We start from the raw sequence: 17,759 nt of genomic DNA on the forward strand, positions 1-17,759 counted from the left end.
GTGCTGATCGCGACCCCGGCACCGATGCGGTACCGCGCCCCGGTCACTCATAGGATGTCCGGCATGCCGCTTTCCGACGTCCGAGGGCTCCCCGTGCTGGTCAGCCGTCGCGTCGTCGACCTGTTACGGGTCGCATCCATGCTGTGTCGGTGACCTGAGCGCGGGCACGCCCCCCACACACCTGCGCCGTCGGTCGCGATCTGTCCTCGCAACCGCTGATCGGCTCGCACCCTCACCGTCACCACCGAAAGACATCCACTGATGCGCACTCTCGTCCTCATCGGCCTCGTGGGCTTCGCCGCCCAACTCGTCGACGGCAGCCTCGGCATGGCCTACGGCGTCACCACGACCACCCTGCTGCTGGCGATCGGCACCAACCCCGCGGCGGCGTCGGCCACCGTCCACCTCGCCGAGATCGGCACCACCCTGGTCTCCGGCGTCTCCCACTGGCGGTTCGGCAACGTCGACTGGAAGGTCGTCCGCCGGATCGCGCTTCCCGGCGCCATCGGCGCATTCGTCGGCGCCACGGTCCTCTCGCACCTGTCCACCGAGGCGGCCGCGCCGGTGATGGCCGCCATCCTGCTGGCGTTGGGCCTCTACATCCTGGTTCGCTTCACCTTCTCCGGCATTCCCCGCGAACACCTCGGCAAGCCGCTGCGCAAACGATTCCTGTCACCTCTCGGCCTGGTCGCCGGGTTCGTCGACGCCACCGGTGGCGGCGGCTGGGGACCGGTCGGCACCCCGGCGATCCTGGCCAGCGGGCGTCTCGAACCCCGCAAGGTCATCGGATCGATCGACACCAGCGAGTTCATCATCGCGGTCGCGGCCAGCCTCGGATTCCTCGTGAGCCTCGGATCGCAGGGCATCAACTTCGCATGGGTGGGCGCCATCCTGGTCGGTGGTGTGCTGGCCGCACCCCTGGCCGCGTGGCTGGTGCGGCATGTGCCGCCGCGACTGCTGGGTTCCTCGGTCGGTGGACTGATCATCCTGACGAATACGCGCACCCTGCTGCGCGCCGATCTCGTCGACGTCCCCCGTCCGGCGCAGACGGTCATCTACACCGTCATCGTCGTGGCCTGGGCCGCCGCATTCGCCTACTCGCTGCGCGAATATCTGCGGGACCGCGACCTGGAGTCCTCCGACGCCATCAGCGCACTGCGGGAGGAACGCGAACGAGCCACCGAAGCGCCGTCCCCGGCCGTCGCCGCGGGCTGAGATCGCCGACCGCCCTTCACATTCCGCTCACGGTGAATGTGATCCACGTCGCGCCGCCGGTAACAGGGATTTGATCTCGTGTTGCGGGCGGCGCACGCGTGTAACGGGTGAGTGACGACACACGCCGACGGGTGCGCGGAACAATACGCAACCCCACAACGTCTGACACAGTGAGGTTGATGCATCGCCCGGATGTGTCGGCTCAAGAAGGAATGGCACCTGCGAGTGCCGGACCGGGACGGAGGAAACAATGCCTGACATCGCGACCACACCCCCGATCTCCCTGCCGTTGACCGCGTCGGACCGTTGTGACCGCTGCGGCGCCGCAGCGAAGGTGCGTGCCGTTCTCCCGAAGGGCGGCGAACTCCTCTTCTGCCGGCATCACTTCAATGAGCACGAGGCACGTCTCGTGGAACTGCAGGCGACCGTCGACGAATCTGCCGGCGAACTCGTCTGAACCGGTGTCCGGCCGAACCGGCCGGACCAACCGATCCGATCACACCCGATCGATCGGCCCCGATTTCCACACCGAGGGACCCACGACCCGGGTCCGGTGGCAGGCGCCACCGGTCCCGGGTCGTTTCGTGTCGCGGCCCGGAAGCCACCCGGCCGTGGGGCGAGGGTCAGCGCCACTCCCGCAGCGCCTGAATACGTTCACGCAGCTGATCGCCCGACGCCATCGCCGTGGGCGGTCCGCCGAGCTTGGCACGCAGTTCGCTGTGCACGACGCCGTGCGGTTTGCCCGTCCGGTGGTGATGCATGGCGACCAGGGTGTTGAGTTCCTTGCGCAGCGCCGCCAGATTCTCACCCGTCGCCCGCTGTGGTGCCTCGGCGGGTGGCGCCGACGCCGCCGCGGTGCGCTGCTCCACCTGGGTCTCCTGGCGTTTGCGCAGCAGCGCACGCACCTGATCGGCGTCGAGCAGGCCCGGCAACCCGAGATAGTCGGATTCCTCCTCGCTTCCCGAGAAGGTCGCGGTACCGAACGACGAACCGTCGAAGATCACCTGATCGAGTTCGGCGTCGGCGTGCAGCGACTGGAATCCGCGCTCGTCCTCCCCCGGCTCGTCCTTCTGCTTGTTGGCATCGATGAGCAGTGCGTCGTCCAGGCCGTCGCTCTCGCGATGCGGCTTGCCCAGGACGTGGTCCCGCTGCGCCTCCATCTCGCTGGCCAGGGTGAGCAGGACCGGTACCGACGGCAGGAAGACACTCGCGGTCTCTCCCGGCCGACGTGACCGCACGAACCGACCGATCGCCTGGGCGAAGAACAGCGGCGTCGACGAACTCGTCGCGTACACGCCGACCGCGAGCCGCGGCACGTCCACCCCCTCGGACACCATCCGGACCGCGACCATCCACTGGTCGTCGGACGCGGCGAACTCCGCGATCCGTGACGACGCCTTCGGGTCGTCGGAGAGCACCAGCGTGGGTGCCCGCCCGGTGATCGACTCGATCAGTTCGGCGTAGTCGCGGGCCACGGACTGATCCGTCGCGATCACCAGGCCACCGGCGTCGGGCATCCCGGCGGCACGGATCTGCCCCAGGCGCGTGTGCGCGGCCTGCAGCACCGCGGGAATCCAGTCGCCGTGCGGATCGAGCGCGGTTCGCCACGCCCGCGCAGTGTGTTCGGCCGACAACGGCTCCCCGAGACGCGCGGTGAACTCCTCACCGGCGTTGGTGCGCCAACTCGCCTGACCCGAGTAGGCCAGGAACACCACCGGCCGCACGACGCCGTCGGCGAGGGCATCGGAGTAGCCGTAGCTATGGTCGGCACGTGACCGCTGGCCGCCACCCGGCTCGGGTTCGTAGGTGACGAACGGGATCGGTGAGTCATCCGACCGGAACGGGGTTCCGGTCAGCGCGAGCCGGCGTTCGGCGTCGTCAAAGGCCTCCCGGATCGCCTCACCCCACGACTTCGCGTCACCACCGTGATGGATCTCGTCGAGGATGACCAGCGTGCGGCGGTTCTCGGTCCGCACCCGGTGCCGGGTCGGGTGTGCGGCCACCTGCGCGTAGGTCACCGCCACACCGTCGAAGTCGGTGCTCGTCTGACCGGCCGAGTTGCTGAACCGGGAATCAAGCGCGATCCCCACCCGCGCAGCCGCCTGGGCCCACTGATGCTTGAGGTGCTCGGTCGGTGTCACGACGGTGATCTGCTCGACGGTCCGATCGTCGAGCAACTCGCGGGCGACACGCAGCCCGAATGTGGTCTTGCCCGCGCCGGGCGTGGCCACGGCCAGAAAGTCCTTCGGGCCCTGCGCCAGGTACCGCGTCAGGGCCCGGCGCTGCCAGGCCCGCAGCGGCGGTCCCGAAACCGTGGGGACGACAACGTTTTCGGCAGAGGTCAAGGGTGCTGGCTCCGAGGGTCGGCAGTGCTGGACAGGGAAACACGGGCTGGGGACAGGGATCGCGATGGGGCGCAAGCGGTGACGCACCGCGCGGACGCGACAACTCTACCGAGCCCCTCGGGCCCTCACCCGCCGACACTCCTGTGATATCCGCGTCCTCCTCCTCGGTGCGGCGTGTCGGCCACACCCCGCCCCGCGTGTCGCGCGTGGGGTGGTCCCCCATCGCCGGGCCTGATCGGGGATGCTGGACACATCAGCACCCGACGCCGCAATCCCGCACCGATGACCCCCGACGACACCGTGTCGCCGGGGGCACCCCGGCGACGGCGGCCCGACGTCACGGCCGGCGGTCCGGCGCCGCGCCCGGCGGGCGGTGGCCCGGCACCCGCGGGCGCGGGGGCCGACACCGATGTGATCGGTCCCGCCCGGCCCGTGACGCCGCATCCACCGCGCGGTGAGACCCCGACAGCACCGTTATCCGCTCCGCGACGCAACCCGGCGCCGGTGTCGGTGGAACTCGACGCGCCGGACGCACACCATCGGACGCTGTCGAAGGAACGTGACACCGCTCCGTCGGATCCGCGCACCGGTCAGGACGACCCGGCCGACGCTCCACCGCAGCCCCGCACGCCCGTGGTCCGCAACATCCCGACACTCGTCTGGCGCACGATCGTCAAGGCCTGGGATGACGGCATCGTCGGTTGGGCGGCGCAAGCGGCGTTCTGGCAGGCCCTCTCGTTGCCTCCGCTGCTACTCGGGCTGCTCGGCAGCGTCGGCTACGTGGCCGGGTGGTTCGGCCCGGACACCGTCGACGTCATCTACGAACGCATCCTGTCCTTCGCCCAACGCACCTTCTCCCCGAATGTCGTCGACGACCTGATCAAGCCGACCGTCGACAACGTCCTGGGCCGCGGCCGGGTGGGCGTGGTGTCGATCGGTTTCGTGCTGTCACTGTGGGCCGGGTCGTCGGCGGTGTCATGCTTCGTCGCCTCCATCGTGCGTGCCCACGACCAGCACGAGGTCCGAAACCCGGTGTGGCAACGCATCTTCGCGCTGCTGCTCTACCTGGCGTTCCTGACCGTCGCGGTGCCGCTGCTGCCGTTGGTGGCGTTGGGCCCCAACTACCTGCGCGACATCGTTCCCGAGTCCTGGGACCCGTTGGTGACCTCGGCGATCAACATCGGCTACTTCCCGTTCGTCGCGCTGCTGCTGTTGCTGGTGCTGACCACGCTGTATCACCTGGCGCTTCCGAACCCGCTGCCGTGGCATCGACTCGTCGGCGGCGCCGTCGTCGCGGGAATCGCTTTCTGGGTGGCGAGCTACTTCCTGCGTCTCTACCTCGCCGCCATCACCCGCGCCGGCTACAGCTACGGCGCGCTCGCAACCCCGATCGCTTTCCTGCTGTTCACATTCTTCCTGGGGTTCGCCATCGTGATCGGTGCCGAGTTCAATGCGGCGGTGCAGTCGCTGTGGCCGGCCAAACCGGCCGTCACCACTCACGTCCGCAAGTGGGTGCACAGTCAGACCGCGGAGGTCACCGAGCAACTCAAGACGTTGCCGGACCGGCTGTCGAGCGGACCGATCCGACGCAATCGGTCCGACGACGGGTGACGCCGCCCGGCGGCGCCGGCACTCAGCTCTTCCGCATCCGGTTGTAGATCTTCTTGCACTTCGGGCAGACCGGTGAGCCGGGCTTGGCCGAACGTGTCACCGGGAAGGTCTCCCCGCACAGCGCGACGACATGATTGCCCATGACGGCACTCTCGGCGATCTTGTCCTTCTTGACGTAGTGGAAGAACTTGGGGCGATCGTCATCGCCGTGGTCGGTGGCGTCGGCGTCGGGCCGCTCGTCTGTCCGGGTGTCGGTGTCGATCCGCTCGTCGAGATCGGGACGCTCAATGGTTTCGGTGGGCATGGCTTCCATTGTGCGCCACGACCGGCCCGGGTCACCAGCGCGCGAGCAGCGACCCGACCCCGACATGTCCGCCGAACCCGACGGTGCGCGCGGTCGACGAAAGTGGGACAGTGGATCCATGGGTGATCAACACGACGCGGCGCAGCGATCCACGGGAGATCGCCGGAACGCCGACGCCTTCCTGATCACCGGTGCACCCACGCCGTACGACGAGCAACATCGTGCCCGGGTGCGCAAATACCTCACGCTGATGGCCTTCCGCGTCCCGGCGCTGATCATCGCGGGCATCGTGTACTCGTCGACGGGTTCGGGCTGGTGGGCCCTGGCGATCATCGCGGCGTCGATTCCGCTGCCCTGGGTCGCGGTGCTGATCGCCAACGATCGTCCGCCCCGCAAACGCGGCGAGGTTCCGCAGTACAAGTACGGACCCGATCATCACGTGGTGGGACCACCGGCGCTGGGCCCCTCGGGCCGCAGCATCGACTCGACGACCGTCGACGGGCCGCACGAGAACTGACGGGCCGCACGAGAACTGACGGGCCGCACGAGAACTGACGGGCCGCCCCGGAGCGGCCTCGTCGTCCCGAGCACGTCACCGGCAACGCCCGCGCGGGGTGCGTGATCGTGTTCCGGCACTTCACCATCTCAGCAACTTCTCAGCAGCTCCGGCAGCCACTGTTGCGTTTGCGCAGCTCACCGCACTCGTGACAGCGGGGGCGCCAGCACGTCCGGGGAACTTTCGTCCACACATCCGCGTTAGACCGGTTGTATGCACCTAAGTCAGGAGGCCGGAATGTCACGCTCCACCGTTGCTCGCTCCACCACGTCGTTCACTGATCTCACCGACGCACCCAGCACCTCCACACGACCCGCCATGACCGAGCAGGATCTCGACGCTCAGTCACCCGCGGCCGATCTCGTTCGTGTCTATCTGAACGGGATCGGTCGCACCGCACTGCTCAACGCCGAGCAGGAGGTCGAACTCGCCAAGCAGATCGAGGCCGGCCTGTACGCCAAGCACGTGTTGGCGACCAAGAAGCGGTTGTCGGCCGCGAAGAAGCGCGATCTGAACACGGTCATCCGCGAGGGTGAGATGGCCCGCTCGCATCTACTCGAGGCCAACCTGCGCCTGGTGGTGTCGCTGGCCAAGCGCTACACCGGACGCGGTATGCCGTTGCTCGACCTCATCCAGGAGGGCAACCTCGGGCTGATCCGTGCGATGGAGAAGTTCGACTACGCCAAGGGCTTCAAGTTCTCGACCTACGCCACCTGGTGGATCCGGCAGGCGATCACCCGCGGCATGGCCGATCAGAGCCGCACGATCCGGCTGCCCGTCCACCTCGTGGAGCAGGTCAACAAGATCGCCCGGATCAAGCGTGAACTGCATCAGCAGCTCGGACGGGAGGCGACCGACGACGAGTTGGCCACCGAGTCGGGCATCCCGGCGGAGAAGATCGCCGACCTGCTCGATCACAGCCGTGATCCGGTGAGCCTGGACATGCCCGTCGGCAGTGACGAGGAGGCACCGCTCGGCGACTTCATCGAGGACGCCGAGGCGACCTCGGCCGAGAACGCGGTGATCGCCGGACTGCTGCACTCCGACGTGCGGGCCGTGCTCGCGACGCTCGACGAGCGCGAGCAGCAGGTGATCCGGATGCGCTACGGACTCGACGACGGGCAGCCCCGCACGCTCGATCAGATCGGCCGGATGTTCGGACTCTCCCGCGAGCGGGTGCGTCAGATCGAACGCGAGGTGATGGGCAAGCTGCGTCAGGGCGACCGCGCCGAGCGTCTGCGCGCCTACGCCAGCTGATCGACTAACTCAACCGTCTCGGCCCGGCGTCCTTCCTGGAGGGCACCGGGCCGATTCGGATCCGGGCGCTCAGTGCCGCGACGGCGTCGGGCGAAACCAGTATCGGATCGCACACCACCTCACGGATCTCCGGGATGTCGTCGACGAGCGTGGAGATGCGCAGCAGCAGGTCGGTGAGTGCTTCCTTGTCGATCGGCTCTTCTCCGCGGTAGCCGTCGAGCAGGGGTGCCGATCGTGGTGCCGCCACGAGCTCGGCAGCATCGCGATCCGACAGCGGCACCGCCCGGTAGGCGCGGTCGCCGAGGAGGTCGAAGGTGCTGCCGGACAGCCCGAACGAGATGAGCGGCCCGAACGACGGGTCGTCGCGCATGGTGACGACGGTCCCGACTCCCTTCGGGGCCATTTTCTGGACGTGCAGCACCGGATCGCCGGTGAGCTCGATCAATTCGGCGAACGCGGTCACCACCGATGTCGGGTCGGGCAGGTCCAGACGTGCGCCCTCCCGGTCGAGCCGGCCGCGCCATCCCGGTGACGTGGCCTTGACCGCGACCGGGAAGCCGAGTTCCCGGGCCGCGGCGCTGGCCTCGTGCATGGTGCGGACCTCGCGGAACTCCACCACGTCGATGCCGTACCAGCCGAGCAGGGTGGCGGCCTCGACCTCGGTGAGGTCGCGACCCCCATCGCCGGACTGTCCGTCGGTGAGACCGTCCATGTGCTCACGGACGAACATCCGGGCGGCCTCGGCATCGGTACCCGCCGGTCGCGCGAAGGTGGGTTCGGGGGTGCCGCGCCAGCGCGCGTACTGCCACGCGTTCGCCAGCGCCGCCGCGGCCCGCTCCGGGCTGCCGTAGGACGGGATGGATCCGCGCTCCGGCAACCCGTGCGGTCCCGGTCGCATCAGTCCGGGCGGGATGCCCTCGACCGCGAGGAAGGTCGTGACGATCGGTTTCGGAACGCCGCCCGGCGTGTTCGCTGCGGCCATGAGCGCACGTGCATGCCAATCGGCGTCGACGGCCACCGGCGGTACGAAGACCACGATGACGGCGTCGACCCCGTCGTCGACCATCGCCGCCGCGACCGCCGACTCGAATTCCTCCTCCGACGCGCCGGCCCCCAGGTCCACGGTGCCGATGACCTCGAGTCCGCCGGTGCGCGCGGTGTCGGCGGCCAGACTCGCGATGACCGACGAATTGCCGATGACCTGGGTGCGCGGACCTCGGGGCAGCGGCTGATAGGCGAATATCGTTGCGCAGTCGAAGAGTTCGGGGATGGTGTCGACCTGGATGACCCCGGCCTGTTCGAGGACCATCTGCGCGATGCGGTCGTCGAGTCGGGCCCCGGCCGATCGCGCGGCGCGAACCGCGGTCATCGCGCCCTTGCCCGACTTCACCGCGACGATCGGCTTGGTCCGCGACACCCGTTGCGCGATCCGGGAGAACTTCCGTGGGTTGCCGAAGCTCTCCAGGTACAACAGCACCACGTCGGTGGCGGTGTCGGAATCCCAGTACTGCAGCAGATCGTTACCGGAGACGTCGGCGCGGTTGCCGGCCGAGACGAAGGTCGACAGTCCGATCTGCCGACGTGCAGCGGTGTCGAGGATCGCGATGCCCAGGGCACCGGACTGGCAGAAGAACCCGACCCGCCCGGCGGCCGGAATACGGGGCGCCAGAGTCGCATTCAGTGCGATCTCCGGGTCGTTGTTGGCGACGCCGAGCGCGTTGGGACCGACCAGGCGCATGCCGTGTTCGCGGATCTGCTCGACGAGTCGTCGTTCACTCTCGAGCCCGGCCTCCCCGCTCTCGCCGAATCCGGACGACACGATGACCAGGGTGCGCACACCCTTCACCAGGCAGTCGTCGAGGACGGTGTCGACCACCGCGGCCGGCACGGCGACCACGGCCAGATCCACCGGATCCGGGATGTCGCGCACCGACTCGTAGGCGCGGATGCCGCGCACCGACGGTGGACGTTCACGGACCGGCCGTCGGGGATTGCCGTGGCCGTGATGTCCGGGACCGTGGTGTCCGGGACCGTGGTGTCCGGGACCGGCCCCGTGCGCGGCGCCGGGCTCGGATTCGGCGTCGGCGTCCCCGCCGCGATGAGCGGGGCCGTTGACCGGGAAAACCGGACCGGTGAAGCCACCGGCGATGATGTTGGCGAGCAACGCATTACCCACCTTTTTCGGGTCGGCCGACGCGCCGATCACAGCGACCGACGCCGGCCGCAGCAGGTTGGCGACGCTGCGGGCCTCCGATGCCCGTTCCCGAGCGTTGCGCACCGACATCAGGGCCTCGGTGGGATCGATGAGGAACTCCACATGGACGGTGGCACCGTCGAAGGCCCGGGTGATCTGGTATCCGGCGTCGCGGAACACCGCCACCATATTCGGGTTCTCGCTGAGCACCTCGGCCTCGAACCGGGTGAATCCGTTCTCGGCGGCCGCACCGGCGAGGTGCTCGAGCAGGATCGGGCCCAGTCCGCGGCCCTGGTGTTCGTCGGCGACGACGAACGCGACCTCGGCCGACTCCGGTTTCCCGTCGGCGGCCAGGCCCTCATAGATGCCGATCGCGATGATCTCGCCGCCGAGGACCGCGACGATCGCCGCGCGCGTCTTGTGGTCGACGGTGGTCATCCGGACCACTTCGCGCGGTGGCAGGGTCGGCGTCGGACCGAAGTAACGCATGTACCGCGTGCGTTCACTCAACCCGGCGTGGAAGCGGACCACGCGGTCGGCGTCACCGGGAACGATCGGGCGCAGATGCACGACGCCGCCGTCGGAGGCGAGCACGTCGGCGATCCAATGCCGTGGGTAATCCCATCCGCCGGACGTGTGCTGGCCGGCCGTCTGCTGATCGGGCGTGGCCGGATCCGAATCCGAGTTCGCTGTGTCGGTGGTCGCGGTGTCGGGTCGCTGATCAGTCACGCGGGTCCTCCGGATCGAGTCCGTGCAGCGGGAAGACGGCCTTGCGGGTCGCCATGATGGCTCGGTCGGTCTGGCGCAGTGCCGACTCGTCGATTCCCGGTGGCGGCGACTGTCCGGTGTCGCCGTCCCACGGCACATAGGCGACATCACCGTCGTCACCCATCACGCCGACCGGCTGTGCCGCGTACTCCTCATAGATGCGTCCGGCGATCTGCTCGGCCGAGGACCGCCACGACTCATCGATCACCCGGTCGACGGCGATGTCGCGGTCGAGGACCACACCGAGCAGATGTGTCCAGCTGCGCGGCACGACGTTGACCACGCCGTATCCGCCGCCGCCGACGGCGATCCACCGTCCCTCGCAGTACCGTTCGGCGAGTTCCCGCATCGCGATCATCGCCGCCCGCTGTCCGTCGACGGTGAGGGCGAGGTCGGTGAGGGGATCGGCGCGATGGCTGTCGGCGCCACACTGACTGATCAGGATCTGCGGCCGGAACTCCGCGATCATCGACGGCACCACCGCGTGAAAACCACGCAACCACAAGCGATCCTGCGTTCCGGGCATGAACGGGAGGTTCACCGCGGTGCCGTGCGCGTCGTCGTCGCCGATCTCGGTGGGCCAGCCGGTACCCGGCCACAACGTCGCCGGATGTTGATGCAGGGAGATCGTCATCACCCGCGGATCGGCGACGAACTCGGCCTGGACACCGTCCCCGTGATGGGCGTCGACGTCGATGTAGGCGATGCGGTCGAAGCCGTTGTCGAGCAGCCACCGGATCGCGACGGCGCAGTCGTTGTAGATGCAGAACCCGGCGGCCCGCGACTTCATGGCGTGGTGCATGCCGCCGCCGATGTTGACCGCGCGCCGTACCGATCCCGAGGCCACCGCCTGGGCGGCGGCGAGGGTGCCGCCGACGAGGAGACGAGCCGCCTCGTGCATGCCGTCGAACACCGGATTGTCGGCGTCCCCGAGGCCGAAGAGACGCTCCAACAGCGGTCCCGACAGCGATGCCGTGCCGGACCCGACCGCTCGCACCGCGTCGATGTAGTCGCGGGTGTGCACCACGGCGAGCTGGTCGTCGTCGATCTGCAGGGGCGGCGCGAGGTCGACGTCGTCGAGGACTCCGAGACTGTTGGCCAACGTCATCGTCAACGCGAGCCGGACCGGATTCATCGGATGCGTGTGCGCCCATCGGTAGGACAGAAAGTCCTCACTCCAGATCACCGCGGCGGTCATCGCGGACTCCACTGTCTTGCCACGCCACTCAGGCTAGGCCATATCCCCCACTTCCACTGTGAGGTAGTGACAACGGGCGTTCGACGGCGTGGCCGAGAGGCACGTTGACCGGACGCGGCCGGCAGCCTCGATTCCGGTGCTGGTCAAGGTACCCTTGAGGGGACGAAGGGACTACGCAGAGTGAACGATCTGGTTGACACCACTGAGATGTACTTGCGGACGATCTACGACCTCGAGGAAGAAGGCATCGTGCCGCTGCGCGCACGCATCGCCGAACGCTTGGATCAGAGCGGACCCACGGTGTCCCAGACCGTCGCACGGATGGAACGCGACGGGCTGCTGCGGGTGGCCGGCGACCGCCATCTGGAACTCACCGACAAGGGACGAGGACTCGCCGTCGCCGTGATGCGCAAGCATCGGCTCGCCGAGCGTCTGCTGGTCGACGTGATCGGGATGCCCTGGGATCAGGTGCACGACGAGGCCTGCCGCTGGGAGCATGTGATGAGCGAGAACGTGGAACGCCGCCTGCTGACCGTGCTCGACAATCCGACGACCTCCCCCTACGGCAACCCGATTCCCGGCCTCGAAGCACTCGGCGCCGAGGCCCCGCCGGTCAAGGATTCGGCCACCCGTCTGTCGGACCTGCCGCAGGGCGACGCCGTCGCCGTCATCGTGCGACGCGTCGCCGAACACGCCCAGTCCGACCGGCAACTGATCTCCGACCTCCGCGAGGCGGGCGTGGTCCCCAACGCCCGCGTAACGGTCACCTGCACACCACACAAGGTGGAGATCGACACCCCGGGACACGACGGCCTGGTGCTGTCGGCCGAGATGGCCCATTCGATCTTCGTCGAGAAGGTGTAGGGCTGTAGGGCCACACCCACCGACGTCAACCGACCTGACGCAACGTCATGCGCGGCAGGTCCATCCCCCACTCGGCTGCCTGCGCGTAGCTGTCATCGATCGTTTCCCGCAGTACGGCAGGCTCCAGGCCACCGCGGAGCGCGCGATCGAGCAGTCCGGCCAACGCCCAGTCCGGGTCTGCTGTGAGAGCACAGTCCAAGGCCACCCCGGCGTATCCACCCTCACCGGCGACGTAATGCAGATGGGCGAGCAGCGTGGCCGCGCTCGCCCGGCCCGTGCCGATCAGCCGCCGCGCCAGCTCGCGCCAGAGGTACTCGGCGCCGGCCCGCAGATCGGTCACCGCGCATGCCAGTGCGGCGTCCCGGACGTCGAGCGTCAGGATCGCTCGTTCCAGTCGGGTCACGCCCGCACAACCGAAGTCGGGTGGTTCGGCCATCGCGGTGAGTAGATCCGTGAGCAGCGCCGCACATTCGTCGGGGTCGGTGACGCCGGGCCGCACCACCGCCATCGGCGCGGTCGCCGGGGATTCGCTGCGCTCACATGACGCAGACGTGCAATGCGGCAGCGGCGTGAGCATCGCGGCCATGTCCGAACGGCGCGCCAGGATCCGGCGGCCCGTCTCGACCGCCGACGCGATCGCGGTCGGCGACGTGCGTGGGTCGGTCATGGTGCCGGTCGCCGAAACGGATCTCAGGGTCGCGCCGGTCGGCCCGTCGCCTCGCGGATCCCAGATGAGATGCCAGGGCGCGTGTTCCTCGAAGTTGGTGACGACGAATCCCTGGGCGATGCCACCGACCGCAGCCAGGAAGCGGTTGGCGACCGCCATCACCTGACGGTAGCGCCGATCATCGGGGTGGAATCGGCGATCGGCGATCACCCCGACGACCGGACCGCCGCCGCCCTGTCGCTCGATGATGGTGCCGAGCCGGTCGAGAACGTCGAGCAGATCGTCGTCGGGAGCACCGGACTCGGTCAGGGAAAGGTCGTAGCGCATCGCCACTCCGACCAGGTTGGGAGGGTGCAGCACGACGAGGATGACCGAGGATTCGGGGATGAAGCCGAGGAGCGCGGGAACGGCGCTGAGAAGCGAGCCGGCCTTGAGACGGCGGGGGTGTGTGAATGTCATGCGCACATGGTTCGCCGGGTCGCGGCCACTTCCGGCCGGGGCGACCGCCGGGACGACGGGTTATCCCCCGATGTCCCGCCATCCACAGGCCGGCGGTACTCGTCTCCGTGCCGCGGGTGGTCACCCGAACGCGGCGGCCAGTGCCTTGGTGAACAACGAGTCGAGGCCGGCCGCGGCGTCGGCGGGGAGGGCATCCTCCCCCGGCGCGCGGTACTGCGCGTACACCCGCACCCCGTCGCGCTGACCGATCAGCGTGAGACTACTGGTGATCACCCGATGCTCGTCGTCGCCGCTTCCGGTGATGCGTCGGATCGCCGCGGTGTCGACGCCGGTCGGCCCGGGCGGTGCGGGCAGCACGGTCGTCGTGATCCGGGTGCCGGCTGCGGCGTCACCCGAGAGTGTCTCCGGGCAGCGCCCGGCCCGGGCCGCGTCCGCGGCGACCGAGTCGTCGGCATGGGTCACCGCACTCGTGTAGGAGGAGGCACCACCGTCGACGATCACCTGCCACACCACCGCGCCGGTGGCGTCGACGCGCGGCGGAATGCAGTCGGATGGACTCGCGATCGCCGGGTCCGTTCCGGCGAGGCCTGCCACGGCGAACGGCACCGCCGGAGTGGGTACGCGGGTCGCCCCCGGAACCGGGAAGTCGTCGGCCTGCACCGATGACGACGACAGGTCACCCGAGTCGGCCACCGAATGCCCGGTCACCGTGCAGCCGGCGGCCACGGGAAGCATCACCACGCAGGCCACCAGGGTGAGCGTGCGCAGAGACGAGCGACCGACGACACCCGTTGGCCGACGTCGACGCGTCGTGCCGATCGTTCTGCTCACCCGCACAACGCCCCACTGTGCCACCTCCGTGGACCTAGTCGCCCACCGACACTCCGGGGCCCCCTCGGCCGGGGGACAACCGGTCACCGAGCACCGAACCGGGAATTACCGCGCCGCGTCGCGGTTGTACTTCTGGAGAGGTCACCGGATGGAGAGTTCACCGGCGGCCACGACCATCGTGCGGGGTGGTACGCGCACCGCCAGCGGAATGACCACGGGATTCGCCCCGAACAGCGCCGATACGTGACAATAGGGATTCGGTGCACGGGACATTCCGTGCACGGGACATTCGGCGCACGGGACATTCGGTGCACGAGAACCACCGGCACCGACAACGACCGGCACGAGAACGACAGGAGGGACGACATGGACGAGCACTCAGCCGACGACCGGCCCCTGTACGAGCTCGCCTTCCCCACGCCCGCCGTCCAACGGGACGGCGCCGAGACCGGCCCGGTCCTGATCCACGCACTGGACGGTTTCGCCGACGCCGGCCACGCCGTCGCGCTGGCCGCGACGCATCTGCGCGATGCATTCGGCTCCGACCTGGTCGCCACGTTCGACACCGACGAGCTGATCGACTACCGGTCCCGCCGCCCCACCATCGACTTCAGCGGTGAGACCTTCACCGATGTGGCCATGCCGACGCTGACGTTGCACGCGATCCGCGACGCCGAGGACCGCCCGTTCCTGCTGCTGTCGGGATCCGAGCCCGATCTGCGGTGGGAGAAGTTCGTCGAGGCGGTGCGCAGGCTCGCCGATCATTTCGGTGTGACCGATGTGATCGGGCTCAACGCCATTCCGATGGCCGTACCGCACACCCGGCCGCCGTCGCTCACCGCGCATGGCAGCGATCCCGACCTGCTCGGCGATCTGCCCCGGTGGGGTTCGGCAATGAAACTTCCCGCGAGCGCCTCGATGTTGCTGGAACTGCGCCTCGGCCAGGCCGGCCGACGCGCGACCGGGCTGTCGGTGCACGTGCCGCACTACCTGTCGCAGACCGACTACCCCGCCGCCGCGGCCCGATTGCTGAAAACGGTGTCGTCGCTCACCGGGCTCGAATTGCCGGTCGCAGCACTGGATTCGGCCGCCGAGAAGGTGCGCGAGCAGGTCGACAACGAGGTTTCGGGGAACACCGAGATCGAGTCCGTCGTCACCGCGCTCGAGCAGCAGTACGACGCGTTCGCGCAGGCTCAGACCGAACGCGCTTCGCTGTTGGCCACCGAGGAATCCCTCCCGAGCGGTGATGAGCTGGGCGCCGAACTCGAGCGGTTCCTGGCCGATCTAGGCGCCCCGGACGGCTCCGGCGAGCAGCCGGGGTTCGGCACCGGCACCGATGACGCCGGTGAGGACTCCGACGGCAACCCCGGCGGTCGATCATTCCCGATCTGAGCTCGGCCACCATCCCACTCACGCCGACCACCGACGAGGACGCCGCCCTCGATCACTTCACCCAGTGGTGGTCCGACCGTGGGATCGAGTTCTATCCGCACCAGGAGGAAGCGCTGCTGGAGTTGCTCGCAGGCAGCAACGTCATCCTGGCTACGCCCACCGGCTCGGGTAAGTCGTTGGTCGCCTCCGGCGCGGTGTATTTCGCCCGCTGCCAGGGCCGCCGGGCGTTCTACACCGCGCCGATCAAGGCGCTGGTCAGCGAGAAGTTCTTCGATCTCTGCGAGCAGTTCGGCGCCGAGTCGGTGGGTTTGCTCACCGGCGACGCCGCCGTCAACGCCGACGCCCCGATCATCTGCGCGACGGCCGAGATCGTCGCCAACCTGGCGTTGCGGGGCGGCGCCGACATCGGCGTGCTCGTCGCCGACGAATTCCACTTCTACGGTGAGCGTGACCGCGGCTGGGCCTGGCAGGTGCCGCTGATCGAGTTGCCGCACACCCAGTTCCTGCTGATGTCGGCCACGCTGGGCGACGTCGGCTTCTTCGTCGACGACCTCCGTGAGCGCACCGGCCGCGACACCGCCGCGATCACCGGCACGCAGCGGCCGGTCCCGCTGGAGTACGACTACGCGATGACCCCGATCCACGAGACGATCGAGGATCTCATCGACCGCGGCCGGGCCCCGATCTACGTCGTGCACTTCACCCAGGCCGCCGCCGTGGAGCGGGCTCAGGCGCTCTTGTCGGCCCGGATCTGCGACAAGGCCGAGAAGGCGGTGATCGCCGAGGCGATCGGCGACTTCCGGTTCGCCACCGGATTCGGCAACACCCTCTCGAAACTGCTGCGCGCCGGGATCGGCGTGCATCACGCCGGGATGCTGCCGCGGTACCGCCGGTTGGTGGAACGTCTCGCCCAGCGTGGCCTGCTCAAGGTGGTCGCCGGCACCGACACCCTCGGCGTCGGGATCAACGTACCCATCCGCACCGTGCTGTTCGCCGGGCTGAGCAAGTACGACGGCACCCGGGTGCGACGGCTGCGGGCCCGAGAGTTTCATCAGATCGCCGGGCGCGCCGGGCGCGCCGGCTTCGACACCATCGGCTACGTCGTCGCCCAGGCACCCGAACACGACGTCGACAACGCCCGCGCGGTCGCCAAGGCGGGCGACGATCCGAAGAAGCTGCGCAAGATCGTCCGCAAGAAGCCGCCCGAGGGGTTCGTGTCGTGGGGCGAGAAGACCTTCCTGCAGTTGGCGCAGGCGCCTGACGAGCCGCTGCGCTCGCATTTCCAGATGACCACCGCGATGCTGCTCGAGGTGCTCGGCCGGCCGGGTGACTGCTTCGCCGCGATGCGACATCTGTTGGAGGACAATCACGAGCCGCGGGATCGGCAGTTGCGTCACATCCGGCACACCATCGCGCTGTACCGGGACCTGCGCAACGCCGGCATCGTGGTGCAACTCGACGAACCCGACGACGAGGGTCGGCATGTCTCGCTCAGCGTCGACATGCCGGAGAACTTCGCCCTCACCAATCCCCTGTCGGCGTTCGCGCTCGCCGCCTTCGAACTCCTCGACCCGCAATCGTCGACGTATGCCCTCGATGTGGTCTCCGTTCTCGAATGCACGCTGGAGGATCCGCGTCCGGTGCTGTTGGCGCAGCGCAAGGTGGCGCGGGATGCGGCGATCGCGGAGATGAAGGCCGACGGCGTCGAGTACGAGGAACGGATGGCGCGCCTCGAGGAGATCACCTGGCCCCGTCCGCTGGCCGATGAGATCACCTATGCCTTCGACGTCTACCGTCGCGGGCATCCGTGGGTGTCCGGGTTTCCGCCGAAGCCCAAATCCGTGCTGCGGGAGATGCTCGAACGGGCGATGACCTTCACCGAGTTGATCTCGGCCTACGGACTCGCCCGCAGCGAGGGCATCGTGCTGCGGTATCTCTCCGACTGCTATCGCGTTCTGCGACAGGGCCTTCCGTTGGCGGTTGCCACCGACGAGATCGAGGACATCACCGATCGGGTGGGCACCATGGTCCGCGAGGTCGATTCCAGCCTGCTCGACGAGTGGGAGGAACTCGCCGCGGTCACCGGGCGGTGAGACGC

At 68.7% G+C, this 17,759-nt stretch carries 15 protein-coding genes; 8 read left to right on the forward strand and 7 right to left on the reverse strand.

All coding sequences use genetic code 11. The features are described 5' to 3' along the window. The first annotated feature begins 261 nt into the window (after positions 1-261). Positions 262-1,215, forward strand: coding sequence for a sulfite exporter TauE/SafE family protein (locus ACWDPV_RS21810; protein WP_449744643.1), 954 nt, complete (start codon positions 262-264; stop codon positions 1,213-1,215). Between the two features lie 250 nt (positions 1,216-1,465). Then, positions 1,466-1,672 (forward strand): DUF7455 domain-containing protein, encoded by a 207-nt coding sequence (locus tag ACWDPV_RS21815; protein WP_348803585.1) that lies wholly within the window; start codon positions 1,466-1,468, stop codon positions 1,670-1,672. A gap of 166 nt (positions 1,673-1,838) precedes the next feature. On the opposite strand, the gene ACWDPV_RS21820 is transcribed toward ACWDPV_RS21815, so the two are convergent. Continuing rightward, positions 1,839-3,560: a DEAD/DEAH box helicase gene (locus ACWDPV_RS21820; protein ID WP_449744644.1), complete on the reverse strand. Its 1,722-nt coding sequence runs from the start codon at positions 3,558-3,560 to the stop codon at positions 1,839-1,841. 282 nt (positions 3,561-3,842) lie between these two features. On the opposite strand from ACWDPV_RS21820, the gene ACWDPV_RS21825 reads away from it, so the two are divergent. Continuing rightward, the gene (locus ACWDPV_RS21825; RefSeq protein WP_449744645.1) at positions 3,843-5,171 is read left to right on the forward strand and encodes a YihY/virulence factor BrkB family protein; all 1,329 of its coding nucleotides are present in this window, start codon (positions 3,843-3,845) and stop codon (positions 5,169-5,171) included. 22 nt (positions 5,172-5,193) lie between these two features. On the opposite strand, the gene ACWDPV_RS21830 is transcribed toward ACWDPV_RS21825, so the two are convergent. Next, the gene (locus ACWDPV_RS21830; RefSeq protein WP_348803581.1) at positions 5,194-5,475 is read right to left on the reverse strand and encodes a DUF3039 domain-containing protein; all 282 of its coding nucleotides are present in this window, start codon (positions 5,473-5,475) and stop codon (positions 5,194-5,196) included. A 118-nt stretch (positions 5,476-5,593) separates the two neighbouring features. Between ACWDPV_RS21830 and ACWDPV_RS21835 the strand changes: the two genes are divergently transcribed. Both ACWDPV_RS21835 and ACWDPV_RS21840 read left to right on the forward strand, forming a co-directional pair. Beyond that, on the forward strand, positions 5,594-5,992 hold the full coding sequence (locus tag ACWDPV_RS21835) for a DUF3099 domain-containing protein (RefSeq protein ID WP_449744646.1): 399 nt from the start codon (positions 5,594-5,596) through the stop codon (positions 5,990-5,992). Positions 5,993-6,268: 276 nt separating this feature from the next. Continuing rightward, the gene (locus tag ACWDPV_RS21840; protein ID WP_449744647.1) at positions 6,269-7,288 is read left to right on the forward strand and encodes a sigma-70 family RNA polymerase sigma factor; all 1,020 of its coding nucleotides are present in this window, start codon (positions 6,269-6,271) and stop codon (positions 7,286-7,288) included. Between the two features lie 4 nt (positions 7,289-7,292). Here ACWDPV_RS21840 and ACWDPV_RS21845 read toward each other — a convergent pair whose 3' ends face one another. After that, positions 7,293-10,211, reverse strand: coding sequence for a bifunctional acetate--CoA ligase family protein/GNAT family N-acetyltransferase (locus ACWDPV_RS21845; RefSeq protein ID WP_449744648.1), 2,919 nt, complete (start codon positions 10,209-10,211; stop codon positions 7,293-7,295). Further along, complete coding sequence (locus tag ACWDPV_RS21850) at positions 10,204-11,448, reverse strand: acetoin utilization protein AcuC (RefSeq protein WP_449744649.1); 1,245 nt, start codon at positions 11,446-11,448, stop codon at positions 10,204-10,206. The genes ACWDPV_RS21845 and ACWDPV_RS21850 overlap by 8 nt, the downstream gene beginning before the upstream one ends. A 180-nt stretch (positions 11,449-11,628) precedes the next feature. On the opposite strand from ACWDPV_RS21850, the gene ACWDPV_RS21855 reads away from it, so the two are divergent. Continuing rightward, on the forward strand, positions 11,629-12,312 hold the full coding sequence (locus tag ACWDPV_RS21855; protein WP_449744650.1) for a metal-dependent transcriptional regulator: 684 nt from the start codon (positions 11,629-11,631) through the stop codon (positions 12,310-12,312). Between the two features lie 25 nt (positions 12,313-12,337). Here the strand turns inward: ACWDPV_RS21855 and ACWDPV_RS21860 are convergent, their stop codons facing one another. From ACWDPV_RS21860 to ACWDPV_RS21870, 3 genes are all read right to left on the reverse strand, one after another. Then, entirely contained in the window at positions 12,338-13,438 is a 1,101-nt protein-coding gene (locus tag ACWDPV_RS21860) for a DUF4192 domain-containing protein (RefSeq protein ID WP_449744651.1), read from the reverse strand. Between the two features lie 120 nt (positions 13,439-13,558). After that, on the reverse strand, positions 13,559-14,269 hold the full coding sequence (locus ACWDPV_RS21865) for a hypothetical protein (RefSeq protein WP_449744652.1): 711 nt from the start codon (positions 14,267-14,269) through the stop codon (positions 13,559-13,561). Positions 14,270-14,410: 141 nt separating this feature from the next. Next, on the reverse strand, positions 14,411-14,542 hold the full coding sequence (locus ACWDPV_RS21870; protein ID WP_449744653.1) for a hypothetical protein: 132 nt from the start codon (positions 14,540-14,542) through the stop codon (positions 14,411-14,413). 93 nt (positions 14,543-14,635) lie between these two features. Here ACWDPV_RS21870 and ACWDPV_RS21875 point away from each other — a divergent pair, with 93 nt between their 5' ends. Together ACWDPV_RS21875 and ACWDPV_RS21880 are read left to right on the forward strand one after the other, a co-directional pair. Next, positions 14,636-15,661, forward strand: coding sequence for a proteasome assembly chaperone family protein (locus ACWDPV_RS21875; RefSeq protein WP_449744654.1), 1,026 nt, complete (start codon positions 14,636-14,638; stop codon positions 15,659-15,661). Next, the gene (locus ACWDPV_RS21880) at positions 15,658-17,754 is read left to right on the forward strand and encodes a DEAD/DEAH box helicase (protein WP_449744670.1); all 2,097 of its coding nucleotides are present in this window, start codon (positions 15,658-15,660) and stop codon (positions 17,752-17,754) included. The genes ACWDPV_RS21875 and ACWDPV_RS21880 overlap by 4 nt, the downstream gene beginning before the upstream one ends. Positions 17,755-17,759: the final 5 nt, after the last annotated feature.

Source organism: Gordonia sp. NPDC003504 (genome assembly GCF_053587995.1).